General features: G+C 29.3%; 17 protein-coding genes and 6 tRNA genes. All 23 read left to right on the forward strand.

The features are described from left to right. Positions 1–63 precede the first annotated feature (63 nt). The 23 genes from BN1711_RS02330 (at position 64) to lon (ending at position 18,758) form a co-directional block, all read left to right on the forward strand. Positions 64–138: transfer RNA gene (locus BN1711_RS02330), tRNA-Gln, on the forward strand. A gap of 5 nt (positions 139–143) precedes the next feature. Beyond that, positions 144–219, forward strand: a tRNA-Lys gene (locus BN1711_RS02335). A 10-nt stretch (positions 220–229) separates the two neighbouring features. Further along, positions 230–313: transfer RNA gene (locus tag BN1711_RS02340), tRNA-Leu, on the forward strand. 20 nt (positions 314–333) lie between these two features. Then, positions 334–408 (forward strand) — tRNA-Gly (locus tag BN1711_RS02345). Between the two features lie 11 nt (positions 409–419). Beyond that, a tRNA-Gly gene (locus BN1711_RS02350) sits at positions 420–493 on the forward strand. A 23-nt stretch (positions 494–516) separates the two neighbouring features. After that, positions 517–593 (forward strand) — tRNA-Arg (locus BN1711_RS02355). Positions 594–845: 252 nt separating this feature from the next. Further along, positions 846–2,105, forward strand: a complete 1,260-nt coding sequence (locus BN1711_RS02360; protein ID WP_050606586.1) for a double-cubane-cluster-containing anaerobic reductase — start codon at positions 846–848, stop codon at positions 2,103–2,105. 78 nt (positions 2,106–2,183) lie between these two features. Beyond that, complete coding sequence (locus BN1711_RS02365; protein WP_050606587.1) at positions 2,184–2,438, forward strand: putative Se/S carrier protein; 255 nt, start codon at positions 2,184–2,186, stop codon at positions 2,436–2,438. Between the two features lie 16 nt (positions 2,439–2,454). Further along, positions 2,455–3,213 carry an acyl-CoA dehydratase activase gene (locus BN1711_RS02370; RefSeq protein ID WP_050606588.1) on the forward strand — a complete coding sequence of 253 codons (759 nt, stop codon included), beginning with the start codon at positions 2,455–2,457 and terminating at the stop codon, positions 3,211–3,213. 228 nt (positions 3,214–3,441) lie between these two features. Further along, on the forward strand, positions 3,442–4,365 hold the full coding sequence (gene pyrB, locus BN1711_RS02375) for an aspartate carbamoyltransferase (RefSeq protein ID WP_050606589.1): 924 nt from the start codon (positions 3,442–3,444) through the stop codon (positions 4,363–4,365). Next, on the forward strand, positions 4,365–4,802 hold the full coding sequence (locus tag BN1711_RS02380) for an aspartate carbamoyltransferase regulatory subunit (protein WP_050606590.1): 438 nt from the start codon (positions 4,365–4,367) through the stop codon (positions 4,800–4,802). The genes pyrB and BN1711_RS02380 overlap by 1 nt, the downstream gene beginning before the upstream one ends. A 16-nt stretch (positions 4,803–4,818) precedes the next feature. Next, positions 4,819–6,012: a dihydroorotase gene (locus tag BN1711_RS02385; RefSeq protein ID WP_050606591.1), complete on the forward strand. Its 1,194-nt coding sequence runs from the start codon at positions 4,819–4,821 to the stop codon at positions 6,010–6,012. 15 nt (positions 6,013–6,027) lie between these two features. Then, positions 6,028–6,876 (forward strand): orotidine-5'-phosphate decarboxylase, encoded by an 849-nt coding sequence (gene pyrF, locus BN1711_RS02390; RefSeq protein ID WP_050606592.1) that lies wholly within the window; start codon positions 6,028–6,030, stop codon positions 6,874–6,876. A 23-nt stretch (positions 6,877–6,899) separates the two neighbouring features. Then, positions 6,900–7,646, forward strand: a complete 747-nt coding sequence (locus BN1711_RS02395; RefSeq protein WP_050606593.1) for a dihydroorotate dehydrogenase electron transfer subunit — start codon at positions 6,900–6,902, stop codon at positions 7,644–7,646. Beyond that, the gene (locus BN1711_RS02400; RefSeq protein WP_050606594.1) at positions 7,646–8,545 is read left to right on the forward strand and encodes a dihydroorotate dehydrogenase; all 900 of its coding nucleotides are present in this window, start codon (positions 7,646–7,648) and stop codon (positions 8,543–8,545) included. Before BN1711_RS02395 ends, BN1711_RS02400 begins: the two co-directional genes overlap by 1 nt. Before the next feature lie 29 nt (positions 8,546–8,574). Further along, a complete protein-coding gene (gene pyrE / locus BN1711_RS02405; protein ID WP_050606595.1) occupies positions 8,575–9,150 on the forward strand; it encodes an orotate phosphoribosyltransferase in 576 nt (191 codons plus the stop codon). A gap of 245 nt (positions 9,151–9,395) precedes the next feature. Continuing rightward, entirely contained in the window at positions 9,396–10,202 is an 807-nt protein-coding gene (locus BN1711_RS02410) for a tRNA (guanine-N1)-methyltransferase (protein WP_050606596.1), read from the forward strand. Between the two features lie 78 nt (positions 10,203–10,280). Then, the gene (locus tag BN1711_RS02415) at positions 10,281–11,060 is read left to right on the forward strand and encodes a sugar phosphate isomerase/epimerase family protein (protein ID WP_050606597.1); all 780 of its coding nucleotides are present in this window, start codon (positions 10,281–10,283) and stop codon (positions 11,058–11,060) included. Positions 11,061–11,240: 180 nt separating this feature from the next. Further along, positions 11,241–12,533 (forward strand): trigger factor, encoded by a 1,293-nt coding sequence (gene tig / locus BN1711_RS02420; RefSeq protein ID WP_050606598.1) that lies wholly within the window; start codon positions 11,241–11,243, stop codon positions 12,531–12,533. A gap of 104 nt (positions 12,534–12,637) precedes the next feature. Further along, positions 12,638–13,222, forward strand: a complete 585-nt coding sequence (gene clpP / locus BN1711_RS02425) for an ATP-dependent Clp endopeptidase proteolytic subunit ClpP (RefSeq protein WP_050606599.1) — start codon at positions 12,638–12,640, stop codon at positions 13,220–13,222. Positions 13,223–13,241: 19 nt separating this feature from the next. Further along, the gene (clpX, locus tag BN1711_RS02430) at positions 13,242–14,531 is read left to right on the forward strand and encodes an ATP-dependent Clp protease ATP-binding subunit ClpX (protein WP_050606600.1); all 1,290 of its coding nucleotides are present in this window, start codon (positions 13,242–13,244) and stop codon (positions 14,529–14,531) included. A gap of 112 nt (positions 14,532–14,643) precedes the next feature. Beyond that, entirely contained in the window at positions 14,644–16,326 is a 1,683-nt protein-coding gene (gene lonB, locus BN1711_RS02435; protein ID WP_050606601.1) for an ATP-dependent protease LonB, read from the forward strand. Positions 16,327–16,439: 113 nt separating this feature from the next. After that, complete coding sequence (lon, locus tag BN1711_RS02440) at positions 16,440–18,758, forward strand: endopeptidase La (protein WP_050606602.1); 2,319 nt, start codon at positions 16,440–16,442, stop codon at positions 18,756–18,758. The last annotated feature ends 24 nt before the right edge of the window (positions 18,759–18,782 follow it).

An 18,782-nucleotide genomic window follows, 5' to 3' on the forward strand; every position in this document is an offset into this window, starting at 1 on the left:
TGGTAGAGCGCCAGATTGTGGTTCTGGTTGTCAAGGGTTCGAATCCCTTTACTCACCCCATGTTGGGATGTCGCCAAGCGGTAAGGCATAGCACTTTGACTGCTACATGCGTAGGTTCGAATCCTGCCATCCCAGCCATATATGATCTACTAGCTCAGTCGGTAGAGCACATGACTTTTAATCATGGTGTCCGGGGTTCGATTCCCCGGTAGATCACCAATTTAATTATGCAGGTGTGGCGGAATTGGCAGACGCACTAGACTTAGGATCTAGCGCCTTTGGCATGGGGGTTCGACTCCCTTCACCTGCACCATTTTAAAAAGAATAAATTATGCGGGAGTGGCTCAGTGGTAGAGCGTCACCTTGCCAAGGTGAACGTCGCGAGTTCGAATCTCGTCTTCCGCTCCAATTAATTACATGCGGGTGTAACTCAATGGTAGAGTGCTAGCCTTCCAAGCTAGTTACGAGGGTTCGATTCCCTTCACCCGCTCCATTTTTATGTTTAAAATTAATTTAGCACCTATAGCTCAGCTGGATAGAGTTACGGACTTCGAATCCGGAGGTGGCAGGTTCGAATCCTGCTAGGTGCACCATAGTTTTTTAAAGTGTTTCGTACAGGGTTAATAGAAAAGAAGAGGTCTTATAGAATATTATTCTATAAGACCTCTTTTTTATTATAGAGGAGAAGAGTATTTTTGAACGAGTTTTAACATTATTAGTACAAGTTCTATAAAAAAGTATTATAATACTACACTATAATCATAAATTTTTAAAATAACTTCTACTGTTTAGGTGTGTTAAAATAAAAATAAAGCATTTAATTATTAATTATGGAGGGTAAGTATATGGGGGATTATAGAAAACTTTGGACAGATTTAGGAGTTAATTTAGAAAAGCATGATCAATTATGCGCAGTGTTACCAGAACTTTATGGTGCTACATATTTAAATCAAGAAAATAGACCTGAGGGAATGAATTACTTTAATTTTGTAGTTTCAGAAGTGCATGGACTTAGAATTCAAGAATTAGATGAAAAAAGAAAAAAAGGTGAAAAAGTTATAGGTACATTTTGTGTATTTGTACCAGAAGAAGTTATATTAGCAGCTAAAGCTACAAGTGTTGGATTATGTGCAGGTTCACAATTTTGGATAGAGGATGGAGAAAAGGTTTTACCTAGAAATCTTTGTCCTTTAATAAAAGCATTTATGGGAGCTAAAATAGGTGGTACCTGTCCTTATTTTCAATCTTGTGATATGGTTGTAGGAGAAACTACTTGTGATGGTAAGAAAAAGGCTTGGGAAGTATTAGAAAAGTATATACCAGTACATATAATGGATCTTCCTCAAATGAAGAGAGACAGAGATTATAAGAGATGGGAAGAAGAGATAAAAAATTTAGTAAGAAAAATTGAGGAATTAACTGGAAATAAAATAACAGTTGAATCTTTAAAAGAAGGTATAAAAATTACTAATGGAAAAAGAAAGGCGTTAAAAAGATTATATGATTTAAGAAAAAATAAACCATCACCAATAAGTGGATTAGATTGTCTTTTAATAACTCAAATAGCTTTCTATGATGATTCAAAGAGATTTACTGAAAAGGTAAACGAATTATGCGATGAGTTAGAAGAAAGAGTTAAAACTTCAAAAAAAAGTGAGAAAAAGAGAATATTAATTACAGGAACACCAATGGCATTACCTAACTGGAAGTTACATTCAATAATAGAAAGTTTAAATGCTGAAATAGTAGTTGAAGAAACATGTACAGGCACTAGATATTTTGAAAATGAAGTATCAGATAAGGGAGGTACTTTAGAAGAGTTAATTCACAATATGGGTGCAAGATATTTAAATATTAATTGTGCATGCTTTACGCCAAATACAGAGAGAATAGATGATGTTATAGAGTATGCAAAGGAATACGATGTAGATGGTGTTATTGATACAAACTTATCTTTCTGTCACACATATGCTTTAGAACATAGAGATGTAGAGAGAAGATTAAAAGAAAAAAATATTCCAGTAATGCATATTGAAACTGATTATTCAACAGAAGATTCAGGACAAATAAAAACTAGAGTTGAAGCATTCCTTGAAATGATATAAATATATTAATTTTAGTCCTCATTCTTAAGAGTGGGGACTAAATTTTAATGGATTTTAAATATAAAAAGGAGTATTCTTATGGAAGAAATAAAATATTATGTATTATTTCCTTCACATACAGAAGGAATGAAGTTAAATAATTTATTAAAAAGAGATAATATAAAACACACTATTGTTCCTACACCAAGAGAATTATCGAAGTCTTGTGGTATATGCATAATGTACAATAAGGAAGATGAAAAAAGAATAATGGAAATAGTAGAAAATAATAATGTAAAAAATTTAGGTTTTCAATCTTTAGCTAAAAAAGTCAGAAAAAATTATTATATATAGTAAGAGGTGGGAGTGTATGTTTTATATTGGTATAGATATAGGTTCTACAGCTAGTAAAGTATGTGTGTTTGAAGATAATATATTAAAGGAAATCTTTGTAGCACCTACCGGTTGGAGTAGTGTAAAAACAGCACAAGATATAGCAAAAAAATTGGGTAACTTAGGAATAAGTAAAGATGAAAGTAAAATAGTTGCAACTGGGTATGGTAGAGTTTCAGTACCTTATGCTGATAAAACCATAACAGAAATAACCTGCCACGGAAAAGGTGCATATTATTTATTTCACGAGGATTGTACTGTAATAGATATAGGTGGACAAGATACTAAAGTTATTACAGTAGAAGAGGGTAATATAACTAATTTTAGTATGAATGATAAATGTGCTGCAGGTACTGGTAGATTTTTAGAACTTATGGCAAACACACTGGGGCTTAATATTGATGATATGTGTGCTTTAGCTCAAAAGGGTGGAGGAGTTAATATAACCTCTATGTGCACAGTATTTGCAGAGTCTGAAGTTATAAGTTTAATAGGTAGTGGAAAAAATAGAGAGGATATAGCTTTTGGAGTATTGGAATCTATAACAACAAAAGTAAAATCTTTATGTCAAAAACATTCAGAGGGGAAAAATTATTTTTTAACTGGTGGATTGAGTGATAATAAATACATAGTAGAAAAGTTATCTGAAAAACTACAATCACAAGTAAAATCCAATGACCTTGGAAGATATGCAGGTGCAATAGGTGCTGCTCTAATGGCAAAAAATTTAAAATAAGTATTGACCATAAATATATTCTATGATATTATTCTTATTAAGAAAAAAATACCTTTAATTCTGGTCCAGAGAGGCTGGGAAGGAAAATAGATAACTTAGTAATAGTATGACTATATTTATCATAGCTATAGTTATATTACATAGAGTATAATTCTGCCTTCCCTTAAAGGGAAGGCATTTTTTATACCTTTAAATTTAATCCAGTGAGATTAAAAAGGAGGAATATAAATGTTAAAAGGAAGACATTTATTAGACCCAATGGATTTTACACTAGAGGAGTTAGAAGAAATATTTTCTTTAGCACAGGATATAGCTAAAGAACCAGAAAAATTTGCTCACTTATGTGATGGTAAGATTTTAGCAACATTGTTTTATGAACCAAGCACAAGGACAAGATTTAGTTTTGAAGCAGCTATGCTTAGATTAGGTGGAAGAGTTATAGGATTTTCAGAACCTAATTCAAGTTCTGTAGCTAAAGGTGAAAGTGTAGCAGATACTATAAGAACAATAGGTTGTTATGCAGATATAGCAGCCATGAGACATCCCAAAGAAGGAGCTCCTAGAATAGCTTCAATGTATTCACCAATACCAGTTATAAATGCTGGAGATGGAAGTCATCAACATCCAACTCAAACTTTAACAGATCTTTTAACCATTAAATCCCTTAAAGGTAACCTGTCTAATTTAACTATAGGTTGTTGTGGAGATTTAAAATTTGGTAGAACTGTACATTCATTAGTAAAAGCCTTATCAAGGTATGAAAATAATAAATTCATATTTATGTCTCCAAGTGAACTAAAAATTACAGATTATATCAGAAAAGAAATATTAGAAAAAAATAATATAGAGTTTAAAGAACTGTCAAACATGGAAGAAGCAATGAAAGAAATAGATATACTTTATATGACTAGAGTTCAAAGAGAGAGATTTTTTAATGAAGATGATTATATAAGATTAAAAGATAGTTATATATTAGATGAAGAAAAAATGAAATATGCAAAGAATGATATGATAGTGCTTCATCCCTTACCAAGAGTAAATGAGATTGCCTATGATATAGATAATGATCCAAGAGGATGTTACTTTAAACAGGCCAAGTATGGTATGTATGTAAGAATGGCATTAATGGCTAAATTATTGGGGGTGAAATAATGTTAACTATAAATAGTATAAGAAATGGAATAGTAATAGATCATATACAAGCTGGACATGGAATGAAAATATTTAATTACTTAGGATTAAATAATGTAGATTACAGAGTTGCTCTTATAATGAATGCAGAAAGCGAAAAACTAGGTAAAAAGGATATAATAAAAATTGAAAATACTATGAATATAGATTACACGATTTTAGGATTTATAGATCCTACAATTACTATAGATATTATAAAAGATGAAAAAATAATGGAAAAAATAAAATTGAAATTACCAGACACAATACAAAATGTAATAAAATGCAAGAATCCTAGATGTGTAACTTCTACAGAAAAATATATACCTCATGAATTTTATCTAGTAAATAGAGAAAATGGAGAATATAGATGCAGATATTGTGATGAGATATATTCCGGAGGAGAATTAACTAGATAGTTTTAGGGGTGATTAAATGGAAGATTTATTAATAAAAAATGTTAAGGTTATAGATTGGAGTCAAAATTTTACTGGGGATGTTTATATAAAAGATGGAAAGATAGAAGAAATAGGAAAGAACCTAAATAAAAATTGTTTCATAATAGAAGGAAGAGGACGAACTCTTCTTCCTTCTTTTATAGATATGCATGCTCATTTTAGAGATCCAGGATTTACTTATAAAGAGGATATAGAGACCGGAAGTAGAGCTGCTGCAAGAGGCGGATATACTATGGTAAACTTAATGGCAAATACAAATCCAATTTGCAGTTCTATTAAGGAATTAAATTATGTGTTAAATAAATCCAAAGATTTAGATATTATAGACATTCATCAAACAGCATCTATTACAAAAAATTTCAATGGTGAGGATATTGATCATCTAGATACTTTAGATAATATAAAAGTAATATCAGAAGATGGTAGAGATGTAATGGATAGTAGTGTACTTATGAGTGCCATGTTTAAAGCAAAAGAAAAAAATATTATAGTAATGTGTCACTCGGAAAATCATGATGTATCAAATATAGATAGCAGATTATCAGAAAATTTGATGACCTGGAGGAATATAACTTTAAGTCAATTTACTGGTTGCAAGGTTCATATTGCTCATGTAAGTACTAAAGAATCCATGAAATATATAATGGATTTTAAGGATAAAGGAATAAAAGTAACCTGTGAAGTAACTCCTCATCATATAGCAATGACGGAGGATGTTCAGTATAAAGTTAATCCACCTCTTAGAAAAAAAGAAGATGTAGAATTTTTGATAAAGTCTATAAAAGATGGATTTGTAGATTGCATAGCTACAGATCATGCACCTCATACGTCAGAAGATAAGATAAAAGGAAGTCCAGGTATATCAGGAATAGAAACGGCTTTTTCTGTATGTTATACAACCTTAGTTAGAGAAAATAATATAAGCTTAAATAAATTGTCACAATTAATGTCTAAGAACCCCGCTGATTTATTGGGGGTAAATAAAGGAGAAATAAAAATAGGTACAGAAGCGGATTTAGTATTAGTAGATACTGAAGAAAAATATTATATAAATGTAGAAGAATTTTGCTCTAAGGGAAAAAATACACCATTAGATGGTGAAATAGTTTATGGAAAAGTAAAAGTTACAATTAGAAGTGGAAAAGTTATTTATAAGGATATTGATATGTAAGAAGGGACTGATTTAGTGATTATAGATAAATTATATGAAGCGGTAGAAGAAAAGGGAAATGTTTGTGTGGGGTTAGATACGGATTTAAGCTATATACCTAAAAGCTTTTTAAAAGGATGTAATTCAAATGAAGAAGCTTTATTTAAGTTTAATCAAAGAATAATAGATGCAACTTTCGATGTATCAGCTTGTTATAAGGTTCAAATAGCTTATTATGAAGCCTTGGGGATAAAAGGATTAGTTGCGTATAGAAATACGTTAGAATATATAAGAAAAAAAGGAGCTTTAGCTATAGCAGATATAAAAAGAGGAGATATATCAAATACTGCTAAAATGTATGCTAAAGCTCACTTTACAGGGGATTTTGAAAGTGATTTTATAACACTAAATCCATATATGGGTATGGATACATTAAATCCTTATGAGGATTATATAAAGAATAAAGAAAAAGGAGTATTTATTCTTTTAAGGACTTCTAATGAGGGGAGGTCAGATATTCAATATTTACCCTTAAAAAGTGATAAAAAAGTTTATGATATAGTAGGAGAAAAGTTAGAACAAGTGGGTAATAAATACGTAGGCAAATGTGGATATAGCTCTATAGGGGCAGTAGTAGGTTGTACTTGTGAAGATGGAGATATGATAAGTAAATTAAAAAACACATTTTTATTAATACCAGGTTATGGTGCTCAAGGTGGAGATAGTGCTACGGCTAAATCTTATTTAAAAAATGGGAATGGAGGAGTAGTTAATTCTTCTAGAGGAATATTGCTTGCCTATAAAAAATATGATGAGAACGGGAGAAATTTTGAGGAGTATTCTAGAAAAGAAGTTATAAATATGAGAGATAACCTTAGAGCATAAACTATTTCTAGGAGGGGTTTAAAATAGGAGCTAAATATTTAAATGGAATAGTTATTTCAAATAAAGAAATATCAAAAGATATATTTAAAATTATAATTGAAGGAAATTTTAAAGGTAAGCCAGGACAGTTTTATATGTTAAGAGCTTGGGAGGATGAACCTTTGTTAGGAAGACCCATAAGTGTACACGGAATAAATGAGAATAATATAGAGTTTTTATATAGGACCCAGGGAAGAGGCACTAAAATTTTAAGTAAGTTAGAAAGTGGTAATAATATAGATCTTATGGGACCTTTAGGAAATGGATTTGATGTAGATAATATTAAGGGTAATGTAGCTATAGTATGCGGAGGAATAGGTATAGCACCTATGAAATATGTGGCAGAGAGTTTGAAGAATTGTAATGTGGATTTTTATGCAGGGTTTAAAGAAGAAGTTTATTTATTAGATTCCATAAAATCTAACGTATCAAATCTAATAGTAACTACCAATAGTGGAAAGTTAGGTTATAAGGGGTATATAACAGATAAATTAAAACCGGAAAATTATGATGTAGTTTTATGTTGTGGTCCAGAAATTATGATGGAAAAGGTTATAAAAATGTGTAGGAATGAAAATATACCCTCCTATATTTCCATGGAAAAGAAAATGGCATGTGGGGTAGGAGCATGTCTTGTATGTACCTGTAAAACTAAATTGGGAAATAAAAGAACTTGTAAGGATGGACCGGTTTTTAAGGGAGAAGATATTATTTTAAGGAGAGACATATAATGTTATCAGTTAATTTATGTGGTTTAGATTTAAAAAATCCTATAATAGCAGCTTCAGGAACTTTTGGATTTGGCCAAGAGTATAATGAGTTTTATGATATATCAGAATTAGGGGCAATTTGTACAAAAGGTCTTACTTTAAATTCTAAAGAAGGAAATGATGGTATAAGAATACATGAAACATCATCAGGAATAATGAATAGTGTAGGACTTCAAAATCCAGGAGTTGATAAATTTATAAAAGAAGAACTTCCTAATATGGAAAAGATGGATACAACTATAATAGCTAATGTGGGGGGAAGTTCTATAGATGAATACATAAAAGCTATTAATAAATTAAATAACACAAATGTTGATATGATCGAGCTAAATATATCCTGTCCTAATGTTAAAGAGGGTGGAATGGCTTTTGGAATAAAATCTGATGTAGCTTATGAGGTAGTAAAAAGGGCCAAGGAAGTATGTGATAAACCTCTTATAGTTAAGTTATCTCCTAATGCGGAAAATATAATTGATATGGCTTATAAATGTGAAATGGCAGGAGCAGATGCCATTTCTTTAGTAAATACATTTAAGGCAATGGCTATAGATATAAAGACACAAAAGTCAGTATTTAAAAATATAACTGCAGGACTTTCGGGACCATGTATAAAACCTATAGCCTTAAGAATGGTGTATGAGGTATGTAAAAACGTAAAAGTACCTGTTATAGGTATAGGGGGAATAACATCATATAAAGATGTATTAGAATTTATAATGGTAGGGGCTACAGCTGTACAAATAGGAACTGGTAATTTTATAATGCCAACTATAGGAATAGAAGTTATAAATGATCTAAAAAATTATATGTATAAAGAGAATATAAAAGATTTAAATGAAATCAGAGGAATAGTTAAATAAATCATTAATGCGAAAAAGGTGGGGTTATTATGAATAATATAAATGTTTTAGATATGTTAAAAGAGGTTGGAGCTCTTATGGATGGACATTTCTTATTATCTTCAGGAAAACATAGTAATAGGTATTGTCAATGTGCAAGACTTCTTCAATATCCTGATAAATCAGAAAAAGTTATTAGTGTAATAAAAGATAAATTACATGAGGTTGATTTTGATATAATAGTAGGACCAGCTATGGGAGGCGTTATAGTGTCTTATGAATTAGCAAGACAAACTCACAAACCAGGTATATTTGCAGAAAGAAAAGAAGGAAATATGTGCATAAGACGCGGATTTGAAATAAAAAAAGGAGATAAAGTAATAATATCGGAAGATGTAGTAACCACGGGCAAATCTTTTATGGAAGTAGCTAAAATAATAGAAGATATAGGAGCAGAAATAGTGGGTGTAGCTTGTATAGTAGATAGAAGAGCAGATGATATTAAATTAAAATATCCTTTGTATAGTGCTTGTAAGTTAAAAGTAGAAACTTTTGATGAAAAAGATTGTTCTTTGTGTAAAAAGGGTATAGCTTTTGTTAAACCAGGTAGTAGAAGTAGTAGATAAAATTTAGGAATAAATAACTTATGATTATGGATTGATAAATTATTGTTACCATAGTTATAAGTTATTTTTAATATAATGATAAATTTTTAAATATATAGTAAATAAAAATTAAAAATTAATTAAATATTTATATAAATAGTTATTAATTTTTATTATTTTGAGTTATAATAAATGTGAATAACTATTATAATATTTAATATTTTATTATAAGCTATATGTTAATATACACTTTAGGAGGAATTATTGTGGCAAAACCAAGTATATTTAGCAAGGACTATGAAAGAAAAATGAAAAAGAGAAAAAGAAGAAAATTTATAGGCATTATTGCTATAGTTTTATTAGGGATATTTTTAATGTTTAATAGTACTAATTTATCTAATAAACTAAAGGCTAAGCTTAATGAAATAAAAAATGAAACTAAGGCTGAGGAAAAGATGCAAGCAGAGGAAAAAAATAAACAAGCCTCTAAGGAAAAACCTAAAAAAGATGCCACAGTAAAGAAAGAAGAAGCACCAATACAAGACAAAAATGTAGAAGTAGAATTGGAAAGTGGAGTTAAGATTAAAATTATATACACTGAAGACGATAAGAAAAATAAAGTAATAAAGAATGTAGATGTTAATAATAATAAATTAACATATGATATTAATTCAAATAAAAGTGCTCTAACTGTATGTAATACTAATACACAAAATATGTTTGTAGTAGATGTTAATGGAAATAAACAAGATATAACAAATAAACAATATGTATCAACTACAGGGCAAAATTTTGCTAAAGATGCAATATTAAGCTCTAACCAAGGATACATCTGGAGTATTGATCCTAAATTTATAGATAATAATAATATAGCGTATATTTCTCAATTGCCATGGTTTAATAAAACAACAAAGTATATATGGATATATAATATGGAAAATAAAAATCATATATATGTTGAAAGTGGGTCTGGAGAAAATATTAAATTTGATAAACTTACAGATAAAGGGCTTACAGTAATAGTAGATGGAAAAACAATATATTTAAAACCTGATGGGAGCATAACTCAATAATTAATATAAAAATTTATGTCCACACCTAAGTAATTAATAAAATTTTGGTGTGGATATGTTTATTTTAAGGAGGAAAAAATGGAAATAGGATTATCTTCAGCTTGTTTTTATCCTACTGGCGTAGAAGAAAGTATAGGGTTAATGAAAAATATAGGTTTTAATACTGGAGAAGTATTTTTAAATACATATAGTGAATATGAGAGGGAATTTATAAATAAACTTGTAGAAGAAAAAAACAAGAATAATTTCTTTATAAATTCAGTACATGCTTTTTCTGGAGTGTTTGAACCTTATTTATTTGATAAATATAAGAGGCGTCAAAGGGATATGATTAAAACATTTAAAAAGGTTTGTAAAGCGGCTAATTTATTAGGGGCTAATTACTATACCTTTCATGGAATGAAAATAAATAATTTATCCAATTTAGATATAAGATACATTGTTGATGTATATAACGAATTATCATATATTGCAGGTGAAAATAATATAAAAATAGCTCAAGAAAATGTGGCTTGGTGTATGTCTTCTAATCTAAATTTTCTTAAAATATTAAGAGAAGAATGTAGAAATTCTATATATTATACATTAGATATTAAACAAGCGTATAAAGTAATGCAGGATCCTATAAATTATATTGATGTGATGGGAGAAAAGATAGTTAATGTACATATAAATGATAAAGATAATAAGAATATATGTTTATTACCAGGACAAGGGGATATAGATTATAAAAAAATATCTTGTAAATTAAAGGAAATAGGGTATAATAATATTTATACTATCGAAGTCTATAGAGAAAACTATTCTTCTTATGAGGAATTAACAAAATCTAAAGATTTTTTAATAAATAATCTATAACAATGAAAAACATTGTAAAAACACACTAATATGATATATAATAATTATTACGGTATAAAATTAGATAAGTTAACTAGTTTATATAGTTAAAATGCTGTAATGAGTATTAATACTATAAAATCTATGTTATAATGATATGGTTAAAATGATCATTTTGAATGATTAGGAGGAATAGGTATAATGAACGTTAAAATGGAAAATACAGAAAAAAATATTGTAAAATTAGAAATAACAGTTGAAAGCAAAAAATTTGATGAAGCTGTTAAAAAATCTTATGCAAAAAATGCTAAGAAATTTAATATACCAGGATTTAGAAAAGGTAAAGCACCTATGAGTATAGTAAAAAAATATTATGGAGAAGGTATGCTTTACGAAGATGCTATAAATTTCTGTTGTGAAGATACATATCCTAAAGCTATAGAAGAAAATAACATAAAACCAGTAGATTATCCAAATATAGATGTAGTTCAAATAGGTGAAGGAAAAGATTTCATATATACAGCAGAAGTTACAGTTCTTCCAGAAGTAGAATTAGGAGAATACAAAGGTGTAGAAGTTAAAAAGGTAAGCTACAAAGTAGAAGATGAACAAATAGAAAATGAATTAAAATCAATGCAAGAAAAAAATGCAAGAATTGAAGCAAAAGAAGAAGGAAAAGTAGAAAAAGGAAACCTAGTTGTAATGGACTTTAAAGGATTCGTAGATGGAGAAGCTTTTGAAGGTGGAGAAGCTGCAGATTATGAGTTAGAAATTGGATCAGGTACATTTATAGATAACTTTGAAGATCAATTAGTAGGAATGGAAAAGGGAGCATCAAAAGATGTTGTAGTAACATTCCCAAAAGAATATGGAAGAGAAGACTTAAATGGAAAAGAAGCAAAATTTGAAGTAACAATTAAGGAAATTAAAGTTAAAGAACTTCCAGCTCTTGATGATGAATTTGCAAAAGAAGTATCTGAATTTGATACATTAGATGAATTAAAAGCAGATATGAGAAAGAAAATGGAAGAACAAAATGCAGAAAAAGCAAAAAGAGAATATGAAGAAGCAGTAATAAATACTGTTTCAGAAAATGCTACAATAGATATACCACAAGTTATGATTGAAAAAGAAATAGATAATATGTTAAGAGATTTAGAGATGAGATTAAAATATCAAGGATTAGATCTTAAATCATACTATCAATTCACTAATAGTTCAGAAGAAAAAGTTAGAGAATATATGAAGGAAACAGCTCAAAAGAGAGTAGTAACTGATTTAGTAATACAAAAGATAGCTAAGGTTGAAGATATAAAAGCTACAGAAGAAGAATTAAAAGAAAGAGCAAGTGAATTAGCAAAACAATATGGAGACAAAGATGTAGAAAAGACAGCAGATTTAATATTAAAAGCTCAAAAATCATATTTAGAAATAGATGTGGTTAATGAAAAAGTTGTAAAATTCTTAGTAGAAAATAGCAAAGAAATTGCATAAATGATGAATAAATAGTAAATAATAATATAGTTGCCAGATTGTATCTGGCAACTAAGTTTTAATAAAACAATTTATTCTATTGTTCTATAAAGGAGGAGAGTATTATGAGTTTAGTTCCTGTAGTTGTTGAACAAACCAATAGGGGAGAAAGATCTTATGATATTTATTCTAGACTTTTAAAGGATAGAATAATTATGCTTAGTGAGGAAGTGAATGATACAACTGCTAGTTTAGTTGTAGCACAATTATTATTTTTAGAAGCAGATGATCCTGATAAAGATATTTTCTTATATATCAATAGTCCAGGAGGTTCTATTACTTCAGGTATGGCTATATATGATACAATGCAATATATAAAGCCAGATGTATCTACTATATGTGTTGGAATGGCAGCTTCAATGGGAGCTTTTCTATTAGCCGCAGGAGCAAAAGGAAAAAGATTTGCTTTGCCTAATAGTGAAATAATGATACACCAACCATTAGGTGGTTTTAAAGGTCAGGCTACAGATATAGGAATTCACGCAGATAGAATATTAAGGATAAAGAAGAGCTTAAATACTATATTAAGTGAAAGAACAGGAAAACCATTAGAACAAATAGAAAGAGATACAGAAAGAGATCATTTTTTAAGTGCACAAGAGGCTAAAGATTACGGATTAATAGATGAAGTTATAGATAAAAAAAAATAACCTTTAGTGAGGTGTAGAAATGTCTAAATTAGATGATAAAAAACAACTTAAATGTTCATTTTGTGGTAAAACACAAGATCAAGTAAGAAGATTAATAGCAGGACCTGGGGTTTATATTTGTGATGAATGTATTGATCTTTGTTCTGAAATAATAAATGATGAATTAGAAGATGATATACAAGTTGATTTAAGTTCATTACCTAAACCTATTGAAATAAAAAGTTATCTTGACCAATATGTAATAGGTCAAGAATCAGCTAAAAAAGCCTTATCTGTTGCAGTTTACAATCATTATAAAAGAATAAATTCTAATATTACTGACAATGATGTAGAACTACAAAAAAGCAATATCCTTCTCTTAGGTCCAACAGGATCGGGTAAGACACTACTTGCTCAAACTTTAGCAAAATTCTTAAATGTTCCATTTGCTATAGCTGATGCGACAACACTTACTGAGGCTGGATACGTAGGGGAAGATGTAGAAAATATACTCTTAAAACTTATACAGAATGCAGATTATGATGTAGAAAGAGCAGAAAAGGGTATAGTATATATAGATGAAATAGATAAAATTGCTAGAAAGTCTGAAAATCCTTCTATTACTAGAGATGTATCTGGAGAAGGTGTACAACAAGCTTTACTTAAGATTCTTGAAGGGACAGTTGCATCTGTTCCACCACAAGGTGGAAGAAAACATCCTCATCAAGAATTTATACAAATAAATACTAGTAATATATTATTTATTTGTGGCGGAGCTTTTGATGGAGTAGATAAAATAATAGAAAGAAGAACAAGAACTAGTTCTTTAGGATTTGGTGCAGAGATACAATCTAAAAAAGAAAAAGATATAGGCGAATTATTAAAGGAAATAATGCCTGAAGATTTATTGAAATTTGGTTTAATACCAGAATTTATAGGAAGATTACCAATAGTAGTTACATTAGAAAAATTAGATAGAGAAGCTTTAATGAAAATATTAACAGAACCTAAAAATTCTCTTGTAAAACAATACAAGAAATTATTTGAACTAGATGATGTAGAGTTAGATTTTCAAGAAGAAGCATTAAAGGCTATAGCTGATGAATCTATAAATAGAAATACAGGAGCTAGAGGTCTTAGATCTATAATTGAAGATGTAATGAGAGATATAATGTTTGACGTACCTTCTGAAGAAAGTATATCTAAAGTTATAGTAAATGAGAATTGCGTGAAAACTAAGGAACCAATTTTAGTTGAGGCTGAGAATGGAAAAAGGGTTCCTATGAAAGTAAAAAAAACTAAAAAGAGAAAAGATTCAGAAACAGCATAAAAGTACACCAAGAGTTTTATCTTGGTGTACTTTTTTTACTTTCTTATTTGAATATATAAATATAAATAAGCGCATAATAATAGAGAAATATTTTAAATAAGGGGGTAAAGCCATGACAAATACATTATTATTAGTTGAGATATTTGTAACTTTAATCATGGGAATATACTTTTTTTCTGCTTTAAAAAATCAAAAAAACAGTAAAACAATAGTAAAAAAGGAGAGTAGAAAAGAAGTTGATAGATTAAAAAAAATGAGAGAAACAGTGCTTACAGAGCCTCTTACTGAAAAAAGTAGACCAGGTTCTTTCGAGGAAATAATAGGTCAGCAAAATGGGATAAAAGCATTAGAAGCGGCAATATGTAGTCCAAATCCACAACATGTAATAATATATGGACCACCAGGAACAGGAAAAACTGCTGCAGCTAGATTAGTGTTAGAATATGCAAAGAAAAATAATAATTGTCCTTTTGATGAAAATTCAAAATTTATAGAAATAGATGCTACAACTATAAGGTGTGATGAAAGAGGAATAGCAGATCCATTAATAGGTTCTGTACATGATCCTATATATCAAGGGGCTGGTTCTTTAGGATTAGCAGGAGTACCTCAGCCTAAACCAGGGGCTGTTACAAAAGCTCATGGTGGTATATTATTTATAGATGAAATTGGAGAAATGCATCCATCAGAAATGAATAAGCTACTTAAAGTGTTAGAAGATAGAAAGGTATTTTTAGATAGTGCTTATTACAATTCATCAGATAATAATATTCCTGATTATGTTAGAGATATTTTTGATAATGGATTACCTGCTGATTTTAGGCTTATAGGAGCCACCACAAGAAGCCCCGATGAAATAACTCCTGCATTAAGATCAAGATGTGTAGAAGTATTTTTTAGGGCGCTTATGCCGGAGGAAATAAAAAAGATTGCCTTGAATTGTGTTAAAAAGATAAACTATAAAATAGAAAATGAGGCTGCAGAATTAGTATCTAAGTATTGTAATAATGGAAGGGAAATTGTGAATTTAATACAATTGGCAGCGGGATTAGCTTTAAATGATAATAGAGACACTATATCTAGTGAAGATATTGGATGGATATTAGAAAATGGTCAATATACCCCTAAGATAATGAAAAAAATACCTACTAAACCCAAGGTAGGGTATGTTAACGGATTAGCTGTTTATGGGGCAAATATGGGAATGCTTATGGAGATAGAAGTTACAGCTATTAAAAGCAACTTAAAAAAAGGTACCGTAAGTGTTACAGGAGTTATAGAGCAAGAAGAAATTAAAAGTTCTAATAGGAAAATGATTAGAAAAAGTACTGCTTGGTGTTCTGTAAAAAATGTAATAACAGTTATGAAGAATATATTTGGATTAGAATGTAATGAATATGATATACATATTAACTTTCCAGGAGGGGTACCGGTAGATGGACCTTCTGCAGGTATAAGTATTACTACTGCAGTTTATAGTGCTATTACAGATAAAAAAGTAGATAATAAAGTTGCTATGACTGGAGAAATATCTATACATGGAGAAGTACGACCAGTAGGAGGGGTAAGTGCTAAGGTGGAAGCTGGAATAAAAGCAGGAGCAAAGAAAATCATAATACCTAAAGAGAACTGGCAAGATAAATTTAAAAATATTCCAAATGTAAAAATTATACCTGTGAGTTATATACAAGAAGTTATAGATAATGCAATACTTCATAATAAAAAAACAGAATCTTCATTAAATATTGATAGCTCAAAAGTTAATGTTTTATCTGCAGAATCTATTCAAAATTAATTTAAATTTAATAAAAAATTATAAGATTAATTATTTGAAAAAAAACGATTTTATAGGTATAATATACTAGTCTAATTATATATAAACTAAATTTATTGAAACGAGGGAGATATATGAAAGAAAATATAGAAGTTCTTCCTTTAATTCCACTAAGGGGTATAACTGTATTTCCACATATGGTTTTACACTTTGATGTAGGCAGAGAAAAATCAATTCTTGCTTTAGAAGAAGCTATGATAAACAATCAGAGAATTTTTTTATCTGGACAAAAGGAGGCTAAAACAGAAGAACCTATAGAAGAGGATATATATACTATAGGAACTGTTTGTAATATAAAACAAATATTAAAGTTACCTGGAAATACTATGAGAGTATTAGTAGAAGGTGAAACTAGAGGTAAGATAAGTAACTATATAGATAAAGAACACTTTTTCAAAGTAGAAGTAGAGGTAATTTATGATACTGAAGGTGAAACTAGTGATGATGCTAAAATACAGGCATTATCAAGATTAGTAAAAGATAGTTTTCATGAGTATATAAAGTTATCTGGAAATACTTCAACAGAAGTATTGGTAGATTTAGATGATATTAAATCTCCAGGAAGATTAGCAGATGTTATAAGTTCATATTTAAATATTAATCAAGATAAAAAACAAGAACTTATAGATATTTGTGATTCTTTAAAAAGAATAGAAAAAATATTGGAATTAATGAATGAAGAGATAGATATATTAAAATTAGAGAGAAAAATAGGAATTAAAATTAAAAATAAAATAGATAAATTACAAAAAGAATATTATTTAAGAGAACAGATAAAGACTATTCAAGAAGAATTAGGGGAAGAGGACGAAAATAAAAAAGAAATAGAAAGTTATAAGAATAAAATAAGCAAGGCTAAATTGCCTAAGGAGGTAAAGGATAAGGCATTATATGAACTGGAAAGATTAAAAAATACTTCTAATTATTCATCAGAAAGCGGAGTTATAAGGACTTATTTAGATTGGATTTTAGAATTACCTTGGAATAAACAAACAAAAGATAACTTAGACATAAAAAAGGTTAGGGATGTTTTAGATAAAGAACATTATGGATTAAAAGATGTGAAGGATAGAATAATAGAATATTTAGCGGTAAAGAAAGTAAGTAAGTCACTAAAAGGACCTATATTATGTTTATTTGGTCCTCCAGGAGTTGGAAAAACTTCTATTGCAAAATCTATAGCTAATTCTTTAAATAGAAATTTTGTGAGGATGTCTTTAGGTGGAGTAAGAGATGAAGCAGAAATAAGAGGCCATAGAAAAACATATATAGGGGCTATGCCAGGAAGAATAATATATGGTATGAAACAAGCTAAATCTAAGAATCCATTATTTTTGTTAGATGAAATAGATAAAATGAGTAACGATTTTAGAGGAGATCCAGCGGATGCTTTACTTGAAGTTTTAGATGCAGAGCAAAATAATGCTTTTAGAGATCACTATCTAGAATTAGATTTTGATTTATCAAATGTTTTATTTATAACTACAGCTAATGATTTAAATACTATACCTAGACCTCTTTTAGATAGAATGGAAATTATAGAAGTATCAGGGTATACTTCAGAGGAAAAGTTTAACATAGCAAAGAATCATTTAATTCCTAAAAAATTAAAAGAACACAATATTAAGCAAAATGATATTACTTTTTCTAATGGATCTATATACCACATTATAGATAGTTATACTAGAGAATCTGGTGTTAGAACTCTAGAGAGAAAGATTAGTTCAATTATAAGAAAATCTATTACACAAATGTTAGAAAAAGGAAATAAGTCCATAAATATAACCATAAATCATGTGAGAAAATATTTAGGACCGGAAATATTTTCATATGAAAAGGTTGATGAAGAAGATAAGGTCGGAGTAGTAACTGGACTTGCTTGGACTGCTTATGGTGGAGATACACTACCTATAGAAGTCTCTGTAATGAAAGGAACAGGAAAGTTAGAATTAACAGGACAATTAGGGGATGTAATGAGGGAGTCAGGAAGAGCAGCTTATAGTTATGTAAGAGCCAATTCAGACAAATATAATATAGAACCTAATTTTTATAAAGAAAAGGATATTCATATACATGTACCAGAAGGAGCAGTTCCTAAAGATGGACCTTCTGCAGGAGTAACCATGATTACAGCATTGGTTTCAGCATTATCTAATAGAAAGGTTAAACATAATGTAGCCATGACAGGTGAAATAACTTTAACTGGAAGGGTGCTTCCAATTGGAGGATTAAAAGAAAAATCTTTAGCTGCTCATCGAGCTGGAGTAGATACAATAATTATACCTAAAGATAATGAAAAAGATTTAACAAAAATACCTAAGACTATTAAAAATAAAATTAACTTTATTGTGGCAAATAAAGTTGAAGATGTTTTAAAAAACGCATTAATATAGATATTAGTAATGGAGATGTAAGTT

Source organism: Clostridium niameyense, from assembly GCF_001243045.1.
Lineage (GTDB): Bacteria > Bacillota > Clostridia > Clostridiales > Clostridiaceae > Clostridium_F > Clostridium_F niameyense.